Origin of the sequence: Kitasatospora sp. NBC_01560 (assembly GCF_045208415.1) — a bacterium.
GTDB lineage: Bacteria > Actinomycetota > Actinomycetes > Streptomycetales > Streptomycetaceae > Kitasatospora.
Window position 1 is genome coordinate 4,324,965 of record NZ_CP109364.1, and the last position, 18,005, is coordinate 4,342,969.

Consider the following 18,005-nt stretch of genomic DNA (forward strand, 5'->3'; position numbering starts at 1 on the left):
TCAGCGGAAATCCTGCTGCCCGGGAGCCCCGACATGCCCGATCTGCCCGCCTCAGACCGATTCCGGACGGCCGCGCGAGAGGCGCTCGGCGGCCTCCCGCGGCAGTTCTGGTGGCTCTGGACATCGACGCTGATCAACCGGCTGGGCGGCTTCGTCGTCACCTTCCTCGCGCTCTACCTGACCGCGGACCGCGGCTACTCCCCCTCGTACGCGGGCCTGGTCGCCTCGCTGTTCGGCCTCGGTTCGGCGATCGCCGCCGTGGTGGGCGGCGTGCTGGCCGACCGGATCGGACGGCGGCCCACGCTGGTCGCCGCGCAGCTCGGCACCGCGCTGTTCACCGCCGTGCTCGGCTTCACCGACGGACAGGTGGCGATCGCCGCGGTCGCTTTCCTGGTCGGCCTCTGCAACAACGCGACGCGGCCGGCCACCTCGGCGATCATCGCGGACATCGTGCCCGCCGAGGACCGGGTCCGGGCCTACTCGTTGAACTACTGGGCGATCAACATCGGCTTCGGCCTCGCAGCGGCCGCGGCGGGCCTGATCGCCACCCAGGGCTACCTCACGCTCTTCCTGCTGGACGCCCTCTCCACCCTGGTCTGCGCGCTGGTGATCTTCGTCCGGATCCCCGAGACCCGGCCGCAGGCCCCGGCCGCGCAGGCCGACGGCGCGCCCGCGGCGAACCTCGGCACGGTGTTCCGGGACGCCCGCTTCATGGCGGTCGTGGGTCTCAACCTGCTGCTCGCCCTGGTCGCCCAGCAGGGCAGCACGACGCTCTCCGTGGACATGGGCCGGGCCGGGATCACCTCCACCCAGTACGGGCTGGTGATCGGCCTCAACGGGCTGCTGATCGTGCTGCTGCAGATCCCGCTCACCCGGTGGATGGAGGGCCGCAACCGGACCGCCCTGCTGGTCGCGAGCGCGCTGTTCATCGGCTGGGGGTACGGGCTGACCGCGCTCGCCGGGTCGTCCGCGTGGTTCTACGCCTTCACGGTGGGGGTCTGGACGATCGGCGAGATCCTGAACGCGCCGACCATGATGGGCCTGGTCGCCGAGCTGTCGCCGACCCACGCCCGCGGCCGCTACCAGGGCGTCTACTCGCTCTCCTGGTCACTCGCCGCGTTCCTCGGGCCGGCGGCCGGCGGTGTGCTGCTGGAACGGGCCGGCAGCGCGGTGATGTGGGGCGCCTGCGCCGTCTGCGGCACGATCGCGGCGGCCGGGTACGTGGTCCTCGGGCGGCGGACGGCAGCCACCGGCGTCAAGACCGTCGGGACCGGAGCCGGCGTCGGGACGGGTGTCGGCATCGGGACCGGCGTCGGGACCGGCAGCAACAGCGGCACGCGGCCGGCCGACGGAAGGGCGGACGCCGGGGCCGAACCCGCCCCCGCGGGCTCCTGACCCGGCCGCCGTCCGACCGCTATCCGGCGGTGGGCCCGTCCGATGCCGCCCCGGCGGCCGGTCCGGTGCCGGGGCCCGTGCCGGTGCTGCCCGGGCCGGCGAGGTGGGCGAAGGCGGCCAGGTTCCGGGTGGACTCCCCGCGCTTGGTCCGCCACTCCCACTCGCGCCGGATGGCGGAGGCGAAACCCAGCTCCAGCAGGGTGTTGAACGGCTCGTCGGCGTTGTCCAGCACCGTCCCGAGCAGCCGGTCGACGGCGTCCGGGGTGAGCGCCGCCAGTGGCAGCCGGCCGGCCAGGTAGACGTCGCCGAGCGCGTCGATCGCGTAGGCGACGCCGTACAGCCGGGTGTTGCGCTCCAGCAGCCAGCGGTAGACGCCCTCGTGGTTCTCGTCCGGGCGGCGGATCACGAACGCGTTCACCGACAGGGTGTGGTCGCCGACCCGGAGCGCGCAGGTGGTACTCAGCTTGCGGGTGCCCGGGAGGGTCGCCACCAGCGTGTACGGGTCGGTGGTGGCCGGCTCCCAGGCCACCCCGGCGTCGTCCAGGGCGGCGCGAAGGAGGGTCAGGGCCTCGTCCTTGGTGCGGATTGCCATGGGGGTGACGTTACTCGGCGGTACCGGCGCCACGCTGCAACGGCCCGCGGCGCCCGGCCGGAGCGGCCCGGCGCCGCGGGCCGCCCGGCACGGCCGGAGACAGCGACGGGACGCGGCCCGGACCCCGCGGCCCCGGTGGTCAGGCCAGGCGGAGGCGCGAGCCGGTGCGGCGGCCGGCCGGGCGGGCCAGGCTGCCGGCGTACACCTCGGCCGTGGTCGCCGCCGCGGTGTCCCAGCCGAACGCGGCGGCGTGCCGGGCCGCCGCCACCCCCTGCCGGGCGAGCACCCCGGGATCGGTGACGTAGGGCTCCAGCGCGTAGGACCAGGCCTGCGGGTCGTGACCGCGCACGAGGGTGCCGGTCTCGCCGTCCCGGACGGCGACCGGCAGGCCGCCGACCGCGGCCGCCACCACCGGCGTGCCGCAGGCCTGCGCCTCCAGGGCGACCAGCCCGAAGGACTCGCTGTAGGACGGCATCACCAGCGCCGTCGCCGCGCGGTACCAGTCGGCGAGCAGGGCCTGCCCGACCGGCGGGTGGAACCGGACCACGTCGGAGATGCCGAGCTGGGCGGCGAGCTTGTGCAGGCTCTCCGGCCTGGCCAGCCCGGTGCCGGACGGACCGCCGACCACCGGCACCACCAGCCGCTCGCGCAGCTGCGGCTGCCGCTCCAGCAGCGCGGCGACGGCGCGGAGCAGCACGTCCGGCGCCTTCAGCGGCTGTATCCGGCCGGCGAACAGCAGCACCGCGGCGTCCTGCGGCAGGCCGAGCCGGGCCCGGGCGGCGGCGCGGGAGTCCCGGCCGGCCGGGCGGAACACCTCCAGGTTGACGCCGGGGTGGACGACGGCCAGCTGGTCCGGGCGGGCCGCGTAGTGCAGGGCCAGCTCGGCCGCCTCCTCGGTGGTGTTGGCGATCAGCCGGTCGGCGGCCTCGACCACCTGCGTCTCGCCGATCACCCGGGCGGCCGGCTCGGGGGTGTCGCCCTCGGCCAGCGCGGCGTTCTTGACCTTCGCCATGGTGTGCATGGTGTGCACCAGCGGCACGCCCCAGCGCTGGGCGGCCAGCCAGCCGACCTGCCCGGAGAGCCAGTAGTGCGAGTGCACGAGGTCGTAGTGGCCGGGGCGGTGGCCGGCCTCGGTGCGCAGCACCCCGTGGGTGAACGCGCAGAGCTGGGCCGGCAGGTCCTCCTTGACCAGCCCCTCGTACGGGCCGGCGGTGACGTGCCGCACCAGGACGCCCGGGGCCAGCTCGACGGTGGGCGCGTCGTCCGAGCAGATCGCCCGGGTGAAGACCTCGACCTCGATGTCCAGCGCGGCGAGCCGCTTGGCCAGCTCCACGATGTACACGTTCATACCGCCGGCGTCACCGGTGCCGGGCTGGTGCAGCGGGGAGGTGTGGACGCTGAGCATGGCTATCCGGCGCGGGCGGCGCCGGCCTCCCGTGACCAGCGACTGGAGCCTGCCGCGCGTGGGCGCGGCCGGCTGGGCACGGCGTACCGAACGGACGGGGTGCTGGATCACCTGGCTGAAGCCTCCTCTGTACTGCCCGTCTCGGCAGCCTGCCTGCCGCCTGCTGTCCGGTGTGTGCACCGCCGCCCACGCCGCGTTCCGGCACCGCGTCGCGGCGCGCCGACCCGCTGCCCCGTCCGGGCGCACATCACCACCAGTGTGCCAACCACGCGGCCGCCGATCGGCATTCCCGTCCGGGCCGACGAGATGGCCCACGACGGCGGACGGCCGGGGACGCGCTTCGGCGGGCACGCCGGAGCGGGGCGGAGCGCGCGACGGCGGACGGGCGGGCGGGCCGGCGCCCGGGGGCGGCCGCGTACGCTTCTGGGCATGGCCGCCTCCTCCTTCCACCCCGTGACCACGCCTGCCCGCGGGCGGGCCGCGCGGCCGGTGGGAACGGTGACGCGCGGCACCACGAACACCAACCGGCTGCGGCGGATGGACCGCTGGATCGCCCACGCGCTCGGCCCGGTGCTGCGCTCCGCCGACCGGCCGCCGGTGGCCGTCGACCTCGGGTACGGCGCGGCGCCGTGGACGGCGGTCGAGCTGTCCGGCCGGCTGCGGACGGTCCGGCCGGACGTCCGGGTGGTGGGGATCGAGATCGAGCCGGAGCGGGTCGCGGCGGCGCTGCCGTACGCCGTGCCGCCGGTGCTCACCTTCCGCCGCGGCGGTTTCGAGGTGCCGCTCGACGGCGGTGCGCCGGCCCAGCTGATCCGGGCCGCCAACGTGCTGCGGCAGTACGACGAGGCGGCGGTGGCCGGGGTCTGGGAGCGGCTCTGCGCCCGGCTGGCTCCGGACGGGCTGCTGGTCGAGGGGACCTGCGACGAGATCGGGCGCCGGCACGTGTGGGTCGCGCTCGGACCGGAGGGACCGCGGACGGTGACCTTCGCGGCCCGGCTCGGCGGGCTCGAACAGCCGTCCGACCTGGCCGAGCGGCTGCCCAAGGCACTGATCCACCACAACGTGCCGGGCCGGCCGGTGCACGCGTTCCTGGCGGACTTCGACCGGGCCTGGGCGGCGGCGGCGCCCTACGGGGCGTTCGGCGCCCGGCAGCGCTGGGTGGCCGCCTGCACGGCACTGGCGGGCAGCTGGCCGCTGGTGGACGCCCGGGGGCGGTGGCGGCAGGGGGAGGTCACGGTGCCCTGGTCGGCGCTGGCCCCGCAGGCGTCCGCGGGGTAGCGGCGCCGGGCGGCACATCCCCGGCGCGGGTGCCCCGGCGCGGCGCCGCCGGCCGGCGCCGGGCGGCGCGGTGAGCAGAGGTCGCCGGGCAGCGGTGGCTGGGCAGGTGAACGAGCCCGGGGATTCACTCGAACGAGTTATCGAATATCTCTGGCGTGTTGACGCCCCCGCGCGCCACCATGGGGGCGTCCGGACGGCACTCCTGCCCGCCCGCCCACCTCCTGCTCCCGCTGCCCCTTCTGCTCCTCCTGCTGCTGCTGCTGCTCCTGCTGCTCCTCCACCCCCGGCACCCCTACTCCTCCGACCCCTCCGGCCCCATCGCCCGCCACACCTGTTCGAACGTCCGGTAGGCGTCCGCGCCGAACAGGACGAACCGCACCTCTGCGAGCTCCGGCTCCGTCGCCCCGGCCACGACGGTGCCGAGCGCGATCCGGGCCGCGTCCGCCAGCGGCCACCCGTAGACTCCGGCCGACACCGCCGGAAAGGCCACCGTCCGCGCGCCCAGCTCCGCCGCCAGCCGGAGCGACTCGCGGTAGCAGGAGGCCAACTGCTCCGCCCGCTCCTCGTACTGCTCCTCCACGTAGACCGGCCCCACCGTGTGCACCACCCAGCGGGCCGGCAGCCGACCCGCCGTGGTCGCCACCGCCCGCCCGACGGAAAGACCCCGGCCCAAGTGCGAGGCCCTGAGCCTGCGGCACTCCTCCAGAATCTGCGGCCCGCCCCTGCGGTGGATCGCACCGTCCACACCGCCACCACCCAGCAGCGAAGAATTGGCGGCGTTCACCACCGCGTCCACCTGCTGTTCCGTGATGTCACCCTCGACCAGGGTGATCCGTGTCGTCATGACGACCGTCCTTTCCGGCCCGCGCCGGCGCCCGTCGGCACGGGCCCGCCGCAGGCTCCGTCCCCGTTCCACCGCACCGCCACCGGCGTGGCACCCACCACAACCGCGCCGGTCGGCCAGAGAGTTCCCCGGAGAGCACGTTATGGTCGCGAGAAGTTCGTCCCCGATGCAGGATGCCAGGCGGGCACTGCGGGCGGACGCCGACCGTTACGCACTCGGGGAGAGGAAGGATCAGCCGATGCCCGCAACGGGAGACGGGCGGGCACCTGGTGCCGCCGACCTGTCGGGCACCCTCGACGGTGCCCGTCCCGGCCGTGCCCGCGACCGCTCCGCCCGAGCGTCCGGCCCCGTCACGGCGCCTCCCGCGATACCCCACCCCCGGTCGAAGGCCGGCGCCGCCGGAACCGCTGCGGCCGCAGCCCCGGCCGGTGCGCTCAGACTGCTGGTGATCGAGGACGACGCCTCCGACGCCCAGTTGCTCAAGGACGCGGTGGCCGACAGCGGCGCGCCGATCGAGATCCACTGGGCCCGCGGGCTGGAGCAGGCCGCCGAACTGCTGGCGCAGACCTCCTCCCGGCGCGGCCGCCCGCGCGGCAACGACTTCAGCTGCGTCCTGCTCGACCTCGCCGCGCCCGCCGACCTGCCCCACCCCTCGGACGCCTCGGACGGCCTGGAGGGCCTGCACGAGCTGCTCCGCCGTGCCCCGCACACCGCCGTCGTGGTGCTCACCGACGCCGCCGGCGCCGAGCTGGGCGCCGCCGCGGTGGCCGCCGGCGCCCAGGACTTCCTGATCAAGCACGAGACGGACGGCCCGCTGCTCGCCCGTGCCCTGCGCTACGCGGTCGAACGAAAACGGGCGGACGAGTCCCAGCGCCGGCTCGTCGAGGCCGAGCTGCGCGGCCAGGAGAACGCCCGGCTCCAGCGTCACCTGCTGCCCACCCCGCTGCTGGACGGCGCCGGGCTCTCCTTCACCCGCCGGTACCGCCCCGGCCGCCGCCGCGCCCTGCTCGGCGGCGACTTCTACGACGCCGTCCGCACCGACGACGGCACCGTCCACGTGGTGATCGGCGACGTCTGCGGCCACGGACCGGACGAGGCCGCCCTCGGCGTGGCGCTCCGGATAGCGTGGCGCACCCTGGTCTTCGCCGGCCTCACCGGCGAGGCCCTGCTGACCACCCTCCAGCACGTCCTGGAGCACGAACGCCGCAGCGACGAGATCTTCGCGACGCTCTGCATGCTGGTCATCGAGCCCGGCGCGGCCACCGGCGACGCACCCGCCGCACCCGCCGCGCGCACGGCGCCCGCCCCCGTCGAACAGGCCCGGCTCTACCTCGCAGGCCACCCCGCGCCCCTGCTGCTCGGGGCCGGCCGGAAGCCGACGATGCTTCCGGCCGACCTCGCCGGCCCCGCACTCGGCCTGCTGCCCTGCGACGACGGCCAGGCCGTCTGGCCCCCGCACCGGCTCGAACTCCAGCCGGGCTGGCGGCTGCTGCTCTACACCGACGGGCTGATCGAGGGCCGGGTCGGGGCCGGCTCGCGCCGCCTCGGCCAGGACGGGCTCGCGGACCTCATCGGTGACCACCAGTCCGCCGGGCTGACCAAGGGCCGCCTGGTGGACAGCGCGATCGCCGAGGTCGAGGAGCTGAACGGCGGTGCGCTGACCGACGACGTCGCCGTCCTGCTGCTGGAGCGCAACCCGGTGCAGCTGATCCTGGGCTGAGCACACGTAGAGCCCCGGCGCGCTGGTCCTCCCGCGCGCCGGGGCTCTACGTCGTCAGCTGCTTCGCCAGTTGCTTCGTCAGGCTTCGTCAGGGCTTCGTCGGTGCCGGGTCGCTGCCGCTCCGGCCGGGCCCGGTCTACCAGGGGCCGTACGGGCCCGCGTTGCGCCGGTCGCCGCCGCCGCCCCGATTGGTCAGCGCCTTGATCGCCGGACGCACGTCGACCATGTAGACGATCGCGGCGACCAGGCCCGCCAGGGTCAGGAAGCTGTACAGCGGGTCCACCCCGAAGAGCAGGTCGAGCCCGAAGGCCACCCCCAGGACGGCCAGCCAGAACCCCTTGGTCTTCTTGTCCGCCGCCCGGTACGCGTCCTCCCGGCGGGTGGCCGCGTCGATCAGGGCGAACAGCTTGAAGCCCAGGATGGCGACTCCCGCCCACCAGAACGGGTTCAGGTAGTGCAAGCCAAGGATCTGGCCCATTCCGGTCTCCTCTGCGTCTCTGCACCGGCGTCCCGGCCGTCGCCCATCGTGGCACGGTGGTCCGCCCGCCGAACTGTCAACGTTCCGTGGTCAGCAGATGTGCCCCGGACGGCCCGGCGCCAACCGGGCGGCGGCACGGGCCGGCAGCCCGGCCGGCATCCGGCTGTTCGGCTGTCGGGCTGTCCGGCCATCCGGCTGTCGGGCTATTCGGCGGACGGGCCGGTGCTCTTCCGGGCCCGCGGCGTCTTCTTCACGGTGGGCCCGGCCGTGGACGCGTCGTCCTCCACCAGCTCGGCGTCCACCGGCTCGGCCTCGGCCGCACCGACGGCGGGCTCGGGCTCCGCCGACCCGGCGTCCGCCGGCTTCACCGCGGCCGGAGCGGCCTCGTCGGGACGGCCGCCCCGGTCGACCACGCCCTTGCCGCGCTCGGCCAGCTCGTCGTAGGCCTCCTTCGCCTTGACCGCCAGCTCGACCGCACGGCCGACCTGCTGGAGCGCGAAGCTCTGTGCCTTCTCCTGGAGCACCTTCAGGTCGGTGGGCAGGGTGGTCACCGTGCCCGCGACCTTCGCCTGCGCGTCCACCAGCCGGCTCTGCGCCTCCTGGAGCGTGGCGGTGGCCTTCTCCTGCGCGCCCTTGCGGTCCGCGGCCAGCGCCTCGACCTTGCCGGGCACCTCGCGCAGCTTCTCGTACGCGAGGTCGCCCGCGCCGGCGAGGGCGTACAGCGGGGTCGGGTCGCTCAGGGTCTTCTTGATCTCGTCCGTGATCGGCATGGCCGGTCCTCCCGTGGTCTAGGTTGCCGGGCCGGCGGTGCTGGGACCGCCGGCCGCGAAGTCGTCGGGCGCCACGTCCGTGTCCCCGTGGGTGGCGTTCTCCTTGAGGAAGGCGTCGTAGACCGCGAGCAGCGCCTGCTTCTGCTGCTCGTTGATCAGTGGATCGGCCAGGATCGAAGCCCTCAGTTCCAGGCCCTCACCCCGCCGCTCCTCCAGGATCCCGGCCTGGACGTACAGCGTCTCCGCCGAGATCCGCAGCGCCTTCGCGATCTGCTGGAGGATCTCCGCGCTCGGCTTGCGCAACCCTCGCTCGATCTGGCTGAGGTAGGGGTTGGACACGCCGGCGGCCTCCGCCAGCTGCCGCAGCGAGTACTGCGCATTCCGCCGTTGCTCGCGGATGTACTCGCCCAGCGAACCGACATTCAGTGAGGCCATGCGGCCACCCTGCATCACCGCGCTTGCAAAAGCAAGCAAGGTGCTAACAGCAGCAAACGCGGCGGGTGTGCCCTTGCACGGTGGACGGTCAACTTCGCAGGCTGGTCGGCCGGGCTGTGCAGCGTTGCCGGCCGGCGACCGGGAAGCCCCCTGCTCGCCCGCCGAACGATCAAGATCACCCATCAGAGGACCATGGGGACATGAAGCAGCTCTCGGAGATGGACGAGCGCGAGTACTTCGCCTGCATCGGCCGACGCCCCCTGTTCGTCGGCTGCGGCTCCTTCCACCAGCTGACTGCCTTCCTGACCGGCTACTCGGAGCACGCCACCCGACATGGCGGCCCCGGCCTTCTCACCGGCCGGCACGAGTGGCTCGTCGCCCGCCGGGGCCGCGACTGCAACCACGCCTGGCCGGGCCAGGTCCTGCACCTCGCACTCCCGGACGGCTGGGACGACATCTCGGACCTACCGTCCGAGGACGAGAAACACGCGATCAAGGTCCTGTTCCAGCTTCTCGACGACTTCATCGGTGAACGCGAGGCCGCCAGAGGCACTCACCCGTCGGATTGACCGGGACGACAGCCCACAGCCCGTCCAGGCCCCAAGCCGATCCGGAGGCGGCGGCGGCGCACATGCCGCACGGTTCGTGGCTGCTCCACAGGGTGTGGACGGCGAGGTCCCACCCGGTGCGGGCAGCGGCGAGCGCGTTCAGCTCGGCATGGGCGAGCGGAGTGCCCTGGAGGAGGTCCGCCCCGCCCGGCGGATCGTAGGCGCGATTGCGGCCCTCGGCCACGATCGCGCCGCCGGCGTCGGTGAGCACGGCGCCCACCGGGAGGCCGCCGTCGCACCAGGAGCGGTGGGCCAGTTCCAGGCAACGGCGGGCGGCGGGCGCGAGCGCCACCCAGGCCGATTCGAAGGTCTCGGCAGTCCCCATCCGGCCGAGGCTAGTGACGGGCGGACTTCACCGGCACTGTCGAATCACCCGAGCCGGCCTTCCCGGCAGGCCCGACCCGAGCCGGTCCTCCCGGCGGGCCCCACCGGAACGGCCCGCCGGGCGGCGCGGTGGCCCGCTCAGCCGCGCTCGGGGACGCGGATCGGCATCAGGAGCGAGAAGGTGCCGTCGCGCCCGGGAGTCCGGATCGCCAGCGGCGCGATCGGGCCGCCGACTTCGAGGACGAGCTGCTCGGGCCCGCCGGCCGGCAGCGCGTCCAGCAGGAAGTCGCGGTTGACCGCCACCCGGACTCCCCCGGAGGCCGGCTCGGCGGCGTCGTCGTCCGCGACGACGGTGAGCCGCCCGTCCCCGTCCAGTGCGAGCACGGTGACCTCGCAGGCCGCGCCGTGCGGGCCGGACGGAAGGGTGCGGGTGGCCCCGGACTCGACCGCGCCGCGCAGCTCCGCCGCGGCCAGTCCGACCCGGTGGACCGGGTCGAGCCGGACCAGCGAGCGGTAGTCGGGGTAGTCGTGGTCGAGCGTGGCCCCCGCGATCCGGTGGCCACCCGTCGCGACGCCGAACCGGCCCGCGCCCAGCGTCAGTTCCGCCTCCTCGGCGCCCGCGCCGAGGAGCGCCCGGACGCCGTCGGCCAGCGCGGTCGGGACGATCACCGCGACCGACGGCGCGGAGCCTCCGGCGGCCGACGGCACCGGCAGTTCGGCCAGCGCCATCCGGTACCGGTCGGTGGCGACCAGTCGCAGCACCCCGCCGTCCAGGTCGAACAGCACGCCGGACAGCACGGGCGCCTCGGGGTCGCTGCCGACCGCGAAGCGGACCGCGTCCAGCGCGGCGGCCAACTCGCGGGCGGGGACGGTGAAGCCGTGCGTGGCGGGGGCTGTGGTCACGGGGTTCTCCCTCTGATCGATCAGCGTGCGGATGAGGGAGAGCTCCCGGCGGGCATCGGCGAGGCCGTCCTCCAGCCGCCGCAGGTGCGCGTCGACCACCCCGTGGGCGGCGCCGGAGCCGGGGGCTGCGCCGAGCACGGCCCGGATGCCGGCCAGCGGCAGGCCCACCCGGCGCAGCCGGCAGAGCAGCCGGGCATCGGCGAGCTGGCCGGGCGCGTACCAGCGGTAGCCGGTCTGCGGGTCGACCCAGGCGGGGGTGAGGACGTCGGCGCCGTCGTAGAAGCGCAGCGCACTGACGCCGAGGCCGCTGTCGCGGGCCAGTTCGCCGATGCTGTGCAGGTCGCTCTCCATGCCTGGGACTCTGGGGCCTCGACCGGGTCGAGGGTCAAGCCACCGCACGGCCGGACCGCTGCCGACGCTACCGCGCGGACGTCCGTTCCCCCGTTCGGGTGGCCTCGCGGACCACTCCCCCCATTGTGGTTGAACTTTGAACGAAACCGTCCTACAGTGGAGCCAACAAGTTGAAGCCTAAACAAATGGCTTCGGACCCGAGGAGGAGCCATGGGCCTTTTCAACCGCACCAAGACCGCCAGCACCGCCACCACTGCCGCCGGCGCCACCGGCACCGCCGTCGCCGTCGCCGAGGCCCCGGCCGGTCCGGGTCTGGAGCACCTCACCGGCGACTGGGCCGTCGACACCACCCACAGCGAGGTCGGGTTCTCGGTGCGCCACGCCATGGTCACCAACGTCAAGGGCCGCTTCACCGAGTACGACGGCAAGCTGCACCTGGACGGCGGCACCCCGGGCAACTCCCGCGCCGATCTGGTGATCAAGGTCGCGAGCATCGACACCAACCAGGCCCAGCGCGACGAGCACCTGCGCACCGGCGACTTCTTCGCCGCCGAGACCTACCCGGAGATCCGCTTCCGCAGCACCTCCGCCGAGCGCCTGCGCGGCGACTCCTACCGGATGACCGGCGAGCTCACCATCAAGGACACCACCCGCCCGATCGTGCTGGACCTCGACTACACCGGCAGCGCCACCGACGCGTACGGCGCCGAGCGGGTCGGCTTCGAGGGCTCGGCCGTGCTGGACCGCACCGACTGGGGCCTCACCTACAACGCGGCGCTGGAGACCGGCGGCGTGCTGATCGGCGAGAAGGTCAAGCTCAGCTTCGACATCTCCGCCGTCAAGGCAGCCTGAACCGGCCGGCCACGGCTGCCGCACCGACCACCGTCACGGCGGTCGCCACCGCGACCGCCCCGCACACGCCCCGCCCCTGCCGACCCCCGAACGGCAGGGGCGAGGTCGTCCCCGCCCCCGCCCCCGCCCCGCCGGCACCCGGACCGGCGCCCACCTCGGCCCGGCAGCCCACCGCCCGGCCCCCGTTACGCCGCCAGCAGCGCCGCATCGCCCGCCGGCAGCCAGCTGTCCGCCGGGCGCCTCAACCAGCCCTCCCGCGCGCCGAGTTCGGCGGAGGCCGCCAACAGTGCGGTGAGCCCGGGGTGCCGCAGCCCCGGCCGGTGCACCAGGCTGACCAGACTGAGCGGCACCGGGTCGACCAGCGGCACGTTCACCACACCGGGGATCAGCGGCCCGCTCGTGGTGGTCAGCATCGGATCGCCGTGCCGGGTGAGGTAGCGGGCGGTCTCGTCCACCCCGACCGGCGGGACGTACGGCGCGGCCGGCGTCAGTCCGTGCTCGCGCAGCAACCGGGCGCCGAGGTCGGCCCACTCGGTGGTGGCGGGGTTGCCGGCGCAGATGTCGACGGGGTGCCCGGCCAGCTCGGCGAGCCGCAGCGCCGGCCTTCCGGCCAGCGGGTGGGCGGCCGCCATCATCACCGACACCCGCTCCAACCGCACCGGCACCTGGGCGAGTTGGGCCCTGACGCGACCGTCCAGACCGGCGAAGCGGCCGAGCGAGGCATCCAGCCGGTGGGCGATCAACTCCTCGGCCGCCGCGGCGAGACCGCCGAGGAAGCGGGCCAGGATCTCGCCCTCCGGCCAGGCCGCGCGGGCCGGTTCGAGCAGCCGCTCGGCGGTCAGGTCGGGGCCGCTGACGTTGCTGTTGACGTCCAGCAGCAGTGGCCGCTGCTCGGCGGCCGTCAGGATCTCGTCGTGCAGGGCCAGCAGTTGCCGCGCCTTCGGCAGCAACCGCCGCCCCGCCGGGGTGAGTTCGACGCTGCGGGTGGTCCGGGTGAAGAGGGCGTCGCCGAGCAGGCGCTCCAGGGAACGGACGTCCCGGCTGAGGGCCTGCTGCGCGACGTGCAGGCGGTCGGCGGCCCGGCCGAAGTGCAGGGCATCGGCGACCACGACGAAGCCACGGAGCAGCCGGGGGTGCAGGTCGGAGGGCATGACGGCAGATTAACAACACAATGATGTCAGTACGGCGAAACAGGTGTTGGACCGCCGCCGGACGACTGCGTGAGGCTGGGGCGTCCCCCCCGAACCCCTCCCCCACCTCCGCGGAGTCCCATGCTCGCGCCCTACCGGCGGCTCTTCGCCCGGCCCGGCACCGTCGCCTTCACCCTCGCCGGGCTGCTCGGCCGCCTCACCATGTCGATGACCGGCGTCTCGCTGGTGGTGCTGATCGCCGAACGACGCGGCTCGTACGCGCTGGCCGGCACCGTCTCGGCAGCCGGCCTGGTCGCCGGGGCGATCGGCATGCCGCTGATCGGCCGGCTGGTGGACCGGTACGGACAGGCCCGGGTCACCGTCCCGGCCACGCTGTACACCGTCGTCCCGTTCGGCGGCCTGCTGCTCTGCGTCCGCTACGGCGCACCCGACTGGACGCTCTACGCCTGCTGGGCGGCCTGCGCGGCGATACCGAACCTCGGCGGCATGGCGCGGTCCCGCTGGGCGCACCTGTACCGGGACGACCCGGCCGCCCGGCACCTCGCCAACTCCTTCGAACAGGCGCTGGACGAGCTCTGCTTCATGGCCGGGCCGGTGCTCGCGATGGTGCTCTGCACCACCGTCGCCCCGGAGGCCGGCATGGTCGCCGCCGGGGCGCTCGGCACCACCGGCGCCCTGCTCTTCGCCGCCCAGCGGCGGACCGAACCTCCGCCGGCGGAGCGCGCGCCGGAGGACCGGCACGGCTCACCGCTGCGGGTGCCCGGCCTGCGGGTCCTGCTGCTGACCTTCCTCGCCACCGGCGTGGTCTTCGGCTCGACGGAGCTGACCACCGTGGCGTACGCCGACGCGCTCGGGCAGCGGCCGGCGGCGGGCGGGCTGCTGGCGCTGGTCGCGGCCGGCTCCGGTGCGGCGGGGCTCGTCTTCGGGCTGCTCCGGCCGCGCCGGGCACCGGGCGTGCGCTTCCTGCTCGGTGTGACGGCGATGACCGTCCTGCTGCTCCTGCCGCTGGCCGCCGGCACCGGCGGGGCCGGGCTCTGGCTGCTCGGCCTCGCCCTGTTCACGGCCGGGACGGGCACCGCGCCGACCATGGTCACCGGCATGATGCTGGTCCAGGAGCTGCTGCCACGCAGGCAGTTGAACGAGGGCATGGCGCTCGCGGTGTCCGGGATCGTGACCGGCATCTCGGCGGGCGCCTCGGTGGCCGGCGTGGTCGCCGAGCACGCCCCGCCCGGCACCGGCTACTGGTTGCCGGCCGGCGCCGCCGGGGTCGCCCTGCTGACCGCCCTCACCGGCCGCCGGCACCTGCGACTCCTCGGCACCTCGGGCGTCGAGGAAACCCCGGGCGTCGAGGAAACCCCGGGCGCCCCAGGCACCCCGGCGGCAGGGGCCTCCTCCTCGGCCGCCGGAAAATCCGAGCGGCCTGTCGGTGCCGGGCGCTAGCCTCCGGGCATGGCAACGGTCGAGTACCTCCGTGGCGATGCCACCGCACCACAGGCGAAGGGCCCGAAGGTGATCGCCCACGTCTGCAACGACCTCGGGGGCTGGGGCAAGGGCTTCGTCCTGGCCGTGTCACGGCGCTGGCCGGAGCCGGAGGCGGCGTACCGGCGCTGGCACCGGGAGCGCGCAACGAACGACTTCGGCCTGGGCGCCGTGCAGCTGGTGCAGGTGGAGCGGCAGGTCTGGGTGGCCAACATGGTCGGCCAGCGCGGCATGAGGACGGGCCGTTCGACGGGCGTGCCGGTGCGGTACCCGGCGATCGACACCGCCCTGGCGACGCTGGCGGGACACGCCCTCGACCTCGGTGCCTCCGTCCACATGCCGCGGATCGGCTGCGGGCTGGCCGGCGGGCGCTGGACGGCGGTCGAACCGCTGGTGACGGCCCGGCTGTCGGACCGCAGAGTGCCGGTGACGGTCTACGACGTCGACTGAGGCCCGGCGGCCGGGGCGGCCGGCCAGGTGTACTCGTACTCGGGCAGCAGGTACCCGCCGGGGAAGACCCCCTCCTGCTCGGCCGTCCGACGGCCGCCCGCACGCTCGTAGAAGGCGACCGCCCGGGTGTTGTCGCGCAGCACCTCCAGGTAGAGGTCGGCGCCCGGGTGCGCCCGCGTGACGTGCGCACGGGCCGCGTCGAGCAGGGCGCGGCCGATGCCGCCGCCGGTCCGGCCGGGCCGGACGTGCAGGTTGTCGAGCAGCACCCGGCCGTCCTGCTGCGGCACCAGGTAGGCGAACCCGACGGTGCTGCCGCCCTGTTCGGCGACCAGCAGCTCGGGGGTGTTGGCCGGCTCGCCGTAGTCGACGGACAGCCGCAGCGTCCAGAGCTCGCGCCGTTCGGCCTCCAGGCCGTCACCGAGCGCCTGCTCCGGGACGATGCCGGTGTAGGCGGTGCGCCAGCTGATGCTGTGCAGGCCGGCAACGGCCTCGGCGTCCTGCGCGCTTCCGCGCCGAATGGTGGCGTTCATGTGACGAGCCTCCCACAGAGATTGGGTTGAACATGTTCAACCCCACCGTCTAGAGTCATGCCCATGCTTTTGAACACGTTCGAAATGCAGAGGGGCGGCGCGTCGGTACCGGATGCGGAGGGGGCATCCGGTCCCGCACGCGACGACACCGGCTGGAGCTGAACCGTCCCGCCGGCCCCACCCCGTCCGCCCGGCGTCGGCCGCAGCGGCCGGGCTCCCCGGTCCGGCTAGGCTCGGGAGCGTGGACGACCTGGCAGCGACGAACGGACCCGACGGCACGAGCGGCACGGACAGCACCACGGGTGCGACCGGGTCGCCGTCGACCCCGGTGGCACCCCCCGCGGAGGTGCGCGGCGGCCGCGCCCAGCCGAAGACGGACAAGAGCGAGCAGACCCGCGCGCTGATCCTGGAGACGGCCATGCGCCTGTTCCAGGAGCGCGGCTACGAGAAGACGACCATGCGCGCCATCGCCACCGAGGCGGGCGTCTCGGTCGGCAACGCCTACTACTACTTCTCGGCCAAGGAATTCCTGATCCAGGGGTTCTACGACCGGATGACGTACGACCACGCCGCGGACGCCCGGGCCCGCATGGCCCACACCCGGGAGTTCTCCGAGCGGCTGGAGATCGCCCTCACCTCGTGGCTCGACACCGCCGCGCCGTACCACGAGTTCGCGGCACAGTTCTTCCGGACCGCCGCCGATCCGACGAGCTCGCTGAGCCCGTTCTCGAACGAGTCGCACCCGGCCCGGGCCACCGCCGTCGAGCTCTTCCGCGAGGTGCTGGAGGGCTCCGACCTGGCGCCTAAGCTGGACACCGAGCTGGTCGAGCTGCTGCCCGACGTGCTGTGGCTGCACCTCATGATCGTGGTGCTCTACTGGGTGTTCGACCGGACCCCGGATACGGAGCGGACCAGGGAGTTCGTCCGGCGCTCCACGCCGATGGCGGCGCGGGTGATCAACCTCTCCCGCTACCGCGTCTTCCGGCCCATCGTCCGGGACGCCAAGGGCCTCATCCAGGACTTCATCCTGCCCACCATCGGCAAGACGGCGGTGAAGTAGCGCCCGGCCCCCGGCGCGCTCGGGCGCACCGGGGGCCGGAACGGCATGACCGGGGCTCAGAAGCCGTCCGGGTTCCAGGAGGTGAGCGGCGTGCGCAGCAGCAGATCGGCGGCGGCCGCGGCCCCCGGGCGCAGCTCGGTGACCAGGCCGGCCGCCACCAGCCGCGGGACGGTCTCGCCGCCGAGGTAGAGCGAGCCGAGCGCCGAGGCGTTCAGCGCGAGGTCGGCCGCGTCGTCGGTGCGGGTGCACCGACCGGTGCCGTCCGCGGCGGCCTCGACGGCCCACCGCCCGGCCGCGTGACCGTCGCGGTCCGTCACCTCCAGCACCGTCCGGCCGGGTGCGCCGTACGTCCGCGCGTCGAACGCCGCCGCCACGTCGAGCACCCGCAGCCACATGAAGTCGGCGTTGTCCACGTACGGGGTGGCGGCCCGCGGGTCGTTCAGCAGCATCGGCAGCGGGTCGTCCGGGCCGATGTTCTCGATCACGATCCTGCGCACCCAGTCGACGTTGAACAGGAACCGCCACAACTCGGCGGCGGTGCCGCGGTCCAGGGCCAGGAAGTCGACCAAGGTCAGGTTGCAGTTGGGGTAGCTGCCGTCCCAGGTCTCGTCGACCCGGTAGACGGCCAGGCCGGTGGCGTTGCCCCCGGCGTCCCGGTGGACGGCCGCGAACGGCTCCTTCCACTCGAAGCCCGGCACCTGCACCTCGCCGGTGTGGCGCTTCCACCACATCTCGTCGCGGGCCAGCGCACCGGGCTGGGTGAGCCGCCAGCGGTCGTGCAGCTCGGCCCCGACCTTGCGCAGCTCCGCCATGGTGAGGAAGTCGACCCGCCCGCCGGGCACCGTGGGCAGGCCCGGCCGCAGGCCGCGGGCGCGCAGCAGGTCGACGTTCCAGCCGTGGCACCGGGTGGCCGGGCCGAAGCCGAACCGGCCGTAGATGTTGTACTCGGCAGCGATCAGGACGGCCACGGCGGAGCCGCGCTCCCGGGCGGCGGCGAGGTCCGCCGTCATCATCCGGGTCAGCAGACCGCGCCGGCGGTGGGTGGCCGACACCGTGACGGCGGTGATCGCGTCCGCGGGGACCACCGCCCCGCCCGGGACGGTCAGCTCGACGTCGTAGCTGCGGAAGGTGGCGACGAAACGCTCGGCGTCCAGGGCCGCGACCATCCGGCCGGGCTGCCACTGCTGCCGACGGAAGTCGACCGCGCTCTCCGCGTGCGAGCGCAGGAATCCCAGGGCGAGGGCGCGGTCCCAGCCCTCGACCTCGTCCTCGGTGATTGCCCGGATCACGACCCCGCCGGTGCCCTCGTCCGGCCGGCCGCTCCCCGGATCACGAGTCCCGCCGCGCACATCGTTGCCCATCCGCCCACGGTACGGCGGG

General features: G+C 74.5%; 20 protein-coding genes. 9 read left to right on the forward strand and 11 right to left on the reverse strand.

Annotated features, from left to right (window positions below; translation table 11 throughout):
• Nucleotides 1–33 precede the first annotated feature (33 nt).
• On the forward strand, nucleotides 34–1,395 hold the full coding sequence (locus OH807_RS18815; protein WP_406200175.1) for an MDR family MFS transporter: 1,362 nt from the start codon (nucleotides 34–36) through the stop codon (nucleotides 1,393–1,395).
• 19 nt (nucleotides 1,396–1,414) lie between these two features.
• Here the strand turns inward: OH807_RS18815 and OH807_RS18820 are convergent, their stop codons facing one another.
• Together OH807_RS18820 and mshA are read right to left on the reverse strand one after the other, a co-directional pair.
• On the reverse strand, nucleotides 1,415–1,987 hold the full coding sequence (locus OH807_RS18820) for a YbjN domain-containing protein (protein WP_406200178.1): 573 nt from the start codon (nucleotides 1,985–1,987) through the stop codon (nucleotides 1,415–1,417).
• Nucleotides 1,988–2,126: 139 nt separating this feature from the next.
• On the reverse strand, nucleotides 2,127–3,500 hold the full coding sequence (gene mshA / locus OH807_RS18825) for a D-inositol-3-phosphate glycosyltransferase (RefSeq protein ID WP_406211074.1): 1,374 nt from the start codon (nucleotides 3,498–3,500) through the stop codon (nucleotides 2,127–2,129).
• Nucleotides 3,501–3,821: 321 nt separating this feature from the next.
• Between mshA and OH807_RS18830 the strand changes: the two genes are divergently transcribed.
• On the forward strand, nucleotides 3,822–4,670 hold the full coding sequence (locus OH807_RS18830; protein WP_406200182.1) for a class I SAM-dependent methyltransferase: 849 nt from the start codon (nucleotides 3,822–3,824) through the stop codon (nucleotides 4,668–4,670).
• Nucleotides 4,671–4,825: 155 nt separating this feature from the next.
• On the forward strand, nucleotides 4,826–5,020 hold the full coding sequence (locus tag OH807_RS18835; protein WP_406200185.1) for a hypothetical protein: 195 nt from the start codon (nucleotides 4,826–4,828) through the stop codon (nucleotides 5,018–5,020).
• Here the strand turns inward: OH807_RS18835 and OH807_RS18840 are convergent.
• Nucleotides 4,963–5,514: an O-acetyl-ADP-ribose deacetylase gene (locus OH807_RS18840; protein WP_406200188.1), complete on the reverse strand. Its 552-nt coding sequence runs from the start codon at nucleotides 5,512–5,514 to the stop codon at nucleotides 4,963–4,965. The two genes, OH807_RS18835 and OH807_RS18840, sit on opposite strands and share 58 nt — an antisense overlap.
• A gap of 238 nt (nucleotides 5,515–5,752) precedes the next feature.
• Between OH807_RS18840 and OH807_RS18845 the strand changes: the two genes are divergently transcribed.
• Nucleotides 5,753–7,234, forward strand: a complete 1,482-nt coding sequence (locus OH807_RS18845; RefSeq protein WP_406200190.1) for a PP2C family protein-serine/threonine phosphatase — start codon at nucleotides 5,753–5,755, stop codon at nucleotides 7,232–7,234.
• A 136-nt stretch (nucleotides 7,235–7,370) separates the two neighbouring features.
• On the opposite strand, the gene OH807_RS18850 is transcribed toward OH807_RS18845, so the two are convergent.
• The 3 genes from OH807_RS18850 to OH807_RS18860 all read right to left on the reverse strand — a co-directional run bounded on the left by OH807_RS18850 (nucleotide 7,371) and on the right by OH807_RS18860 (nucleotide 8,917).
• Nucleotides 7,371–7,712 (reverse strand): DUF2516 family protein, encoded by a 342-nt coding sequence (locus OH807_RS18850; protein WP_406200192.1) that lies wholly within the window; start codon nucleotides 7,710–7,712, stop codon nucleotides 7,371–7,373.
• A 203-nt stretch (nucleotides 7,713–7,915) separates the two neighbouring features.
• A complete protein-coding gene (locus tag OH807_RS18855; RefSeq protein ID WP_406200194.1) occupies nucleotides 7,916–8,482 on the reverse strand; it encodes a hypothetical protein in 567 nt (188 codons plus the stop codon).
• Between the two features lie 18 nt (nucleotides 8,483–8,500).
• Nucleotides 8,501–8,917 (reverse strand): helix-turn-helix domain-containing protein, encoded by a 417-nt coding sequence (locus tag OH807_RS18860; RefSeq protein ID WP_406200196.1) that lies wholly within the window; start codon nucleotides 8,915–8,917, stop codon nucleotides 8,501–8,503.
• A gap of 200 nt (nucleotides 8,918–9,117) precedes the next feature.
• Between OH807_RS18860 and OH807_RS18865 the strand changes: the two genes are divergently transcribed.
• Nucleotides 9,118–9,486: a hypothetical protein gene (locus OH807_RS18865; RefSeq protein ID WP_406200198.1), complete on the forward strand. Its 369-nt coding sequence runs from the start codon at nucleotides 9,118–9,120 to the stop codon at nucleotides 9,484–9,486.
• Here the strand turns inward: OH807_RS18865 and OH807_RS18870 are convergent.
• Nucleotides 9,440–9,850: a deaminase gene (locus OH807_RS18870; RefSeq protein ID WP_406200200.1), complete on the reverse strand. Its 411-nt coding sequence runs from the start codon at nucleotides 9,848–9,850 to the stop codon at nucleotides 9,440–9,442. The two genes, OH807_RS18865 and OH807_RS18870, sit on opposite strands and share 47 nt — an antisense overlap.
• A 137-nt stretch (nucleotides 9,851–9,987) precedes the next feature.
• On the reverse strand, nucleotides 9,988–11,103 hold the full coding sequence (locus OH807_RS18875) for a MerR family transcriptional regulator (protein WP_406200202.1): 1,116 nt from the start codon (nucleotides 11,101–11,103) through the stop codon (nucleotides 9,988–9,990).
• A gap of 210 nt (nucleotides 11,104–11,313) precedes the next feature.
• On the opposite strand from OH807_RS18875, the gene OH807_RS18880 reads away from it, so the two are divergent.
• Nucleotides 11,314–11,955: a YceI family protein gene (locus tag OH807_RS18880; protein WP_406200204.1), complete on the forward strand. Its 642-nt coding sequence runs from the start codon at nucleotides 11,314–11,316 to the stop codon at nucleotides 11,953–11,955.
• A 185-nt stretch (nucleotides 11,956–12,140) separates the two neighbouring features.
• Here OH807_RS18880 and OH807_RS18885 read toward each other — a convergent pair whose 3' ends face one another.
• Nucleotides 12,141–13,106: a LysR family transcriptional regulator gene (locus tag OH807_RS18885; RefSeq protein ID WP_406200206.1), complete on the reverse strand. Its 966-nt coding sequence runs from the start codon at nucleotides 13,104–13,106 to the stop codon at nucleotides 12,141–12,143.
• Between the two features lie 120 nt (nucleotides 13,107–13,226).
• Between OH807_RS18885 and OH807_RS18890 the strand changes: the two genes are divergently transcribed.
• Entirely contained in the window at nucleotides 13,227–14,546 is a 1,320-nt protein-coding gene (locus OH807_RS18890; RefSeq protein ID WP_406200209.1) for an MFS transporter, read from the forward strand.
• Nucleotides 14,547–14,555: 9 nt separating this feature from the next.
• On the forward strand, nucleotides 14,556–15,035 hold the full coding sequence (locus tag OH807_RS18895; RefSeq protein ID WP_406200211.1) for a macro domain-containing protein: 480 nt from the start codon (nucleotides 14,556–14,558) through the stop codon (nucleotides 15,033–15,035).
• Here the strand turns inward: OH807_RS18895 and OH807_RS18900 are convergent.
• Nucleotides 15,020–15,565 carry a GNAT family N-acetyltransferase gene (locus tag OH807_RS18900; protein ID WP_406200213.1) on the reverse strand — a complete coding sequence of 182 codons (546 nt, stop codon included), beginning with the start codon at nucleotides 15,563–15,565 and terminating at the stop codon, nucleotides 15,020–15,022. The two genes, OH807_RS18895 and OH807_RS18900, sit on opposite strands and share 16 nt — an antisense overlap.
• 241 nt (nucleotides 15,566–15,806) lie before the next feature.
• Here OH807_RS18900 and OH807_RS18905 point away from each other — a divergent pair, with 241 nt between their 5' ends.
• Nucleotides 15,807–16,625, forward strand: coding sequence for a TetR family transcriptional regulator (locus tag OH807_RS18905; RefSeq protein WP_406200215.1), 819 nt, complete (start codon nucleotides 15,807–15,809; stop codon nucleotides 16,623–16,625).
• 56 nt (nucleotides 16,626–16,681) lie between these two features.
• Here OH807_RS18905 and OH807_RS18910 read toward each other — a convergent pair whose 3' ends face one another.
• On the reverse strand, nucleotides 16,682–17,986 hold the full coding sequence (locus OH807_RS18910) for a GNAT family N-acetyltransferase (protein ID WP_406200217.1): 1,305 nt from the start codon (nucleotides 17,984–17,986) through the stop codon (nucleotides 16,682–16,684).
• Nucleotides 17,987–18,005 lie beyond the last annotated feature (19 nt).

Coding starts and splice junctions, on each gene's coding strand:
- OH807_RS18815 (WP_406200175.1), top strand. CDS start 34: ATGCCCGATCTGCCCGCCTCAGACCGATTCCGGACGGCCGCGCGAGAG.
- OH807_RS18820 (WP_406200178.1), bottom strand. CDS start 1,987: ATGGCAATCCGCACCAAGGACGAGGCCCTGACCCTCCTTCGCGCCGCC.
- OH807_RS18830 (WP_406200182.1), top strand. CDS start 3,822: ATGGCCGCCTCCTCCTTCCACCCCGTGACCACGCCTGCCCGCGGGCGG.
- OH807_RS18840 (WP_406200188.1), bottom strand. CDS start 5,514: ATGACGACACGGATCACCCTGGTCGAGGGTGACATCACGGAACAGCAG.
- OH807_RS18845 (WP_406200190.1), top strand. CDS start 5,753: ATGCCCGCAACGGGAGACGGGCGGGCACCTGGTGCCGCCGACCTGTCG.
- OH807_RS18850 (WP_406200192.1), bottom strand. CDS start 7,712: ATGGGCCAGATCCTTGGCTTGCACTACCTGAACCCGTTCTGGTGGGCG.
- OH807_RS18855 (WP_406200194.1), bottom strand. CDS start 8,482: ATGCCGATCACGGACGAGATCAAGAAGACCCTGAGCGACCCGACCCCG.
- OH807_RS18860 (WP_406200196.1), bottom strand. CDS start 8,917: ATGGCCTCACTGAATGTCGGTTCGCTGGGCGAGTACATCCGCGAGCAA.
- OH807_RS18865 (WP_406200198.1), top strand. CDS start 9,118: ATGAAGCAGCTCTCGGAGATGGACGAGCGCGAGTACTTCGCCTGCATC.
- OH807_RS18870 (WP_406200200.1), bottom strand. CDS start 9,850: ATGGGGACTGCCGAGACCTTCGAATCGGCCTGGGTGGCGCTCGCGCCC.
- OH807_RS18875 (WP_406200202.1), bottom strand. CDS start 11,103: ATGGAGAGCGACCTGCACAGCATCGGCGAACTGGCCCGCGACAGCGGC.
- OH807_RS18880 (WP_406200204.1), top strand. CDS start 11,314: ATGGGCCTTTTCAACCGCACCAAGACCGCCAGCACCGCCACCACTGCC.
- OH807_RS18885 (WP_406200206.1), bottom strand. CDS start 13,106: ATGCCCTCCGACCTGCACCCCCGGCTGCTCCGTGGCTTCGTCGTGGTC.
- OH807_RS18890 (WP_406200209.1), top strand. CDS start 13,227: ATGCTCGCGCCCTACCGGCGGCTCTTCGCCCGGCCCGGCACCGTCGCC.
- OH807_RS18895 (WP_406200211.1), top strand. CDS start 14,556: ATGGCAACGGTCGAGTACCTCCGTGGCGATGCCACCGCACCACAGGCG.
- OH807_RS18900 (WP_406200213.1), bottom strand. CDS start 15,565: ATGAACGCCACCATTCGGCGCGGAAGCGCGCAGGACGCCGAGGCCGTT.
- OH807_RS18910 (WP_406200217.1), bottom strand. CDS start 17,986: ATGGGCAACGATGTGCGCGGCGGGACTCGTGATCCGGGGAGCGGCCGG.